The organism is Acidisphaera rubrifaciens HS-AP3 (assembly GCF_000964365.1).
Lineage (GTDB): Bacteria > Pseudomonadota > Alphaproteobacteria > Acetobacterales > Acetobacteraceae > Acidisphaera > Acidisphaera rubrifaciens.
The window spans coordinates 1-255 of the sequence record NZ_BANB01001133.1 but is presented as its reverse complement, the minus strand read 5'-3'; the positions used below and the strand labels follow the sequence as shown (position 1 = coordinate 255).

Genomic DNA, 255 nt, shown 5'->3' with positions numbered 1-255 from the left:
GATCGGGCGCCTCGCCGGGCTTGAGGCCATACCGTTGCTCAATCCCGTGCAGCCCGGATTCCGCGTAGGGTGCCGCCAGGAAGCCGCCGGCCTGCGCCGCCGTGAGACCAAGGTCGTGCGCGAGCTGATCGCGGATCGCGGCGATGCGGTCGTCGTCAATTTGGGGAAGTTCGCTGGCGTGCGCCGTTCCGATGCCGAACAGACCATGCAGCAGGTGCATAAACGGACTGTTGGCGAAGCCCGGACTGTCCTGAT

1 protein-coding gene is annotated in these 255 nt (G+C 66.3%); it reads right to left on the bottom strand.

The features are described 5' to 3' along the window. On the bottom strand, positions 1 to 220 hold a 220-nt coding region (locus tag B8460_RS20385), incomplete at its 3' end, for a hypothetical protein (protein WP_148360746.1). Between the last annotated feature and the right edge of the window lie 35 nt (positions 221 to 255).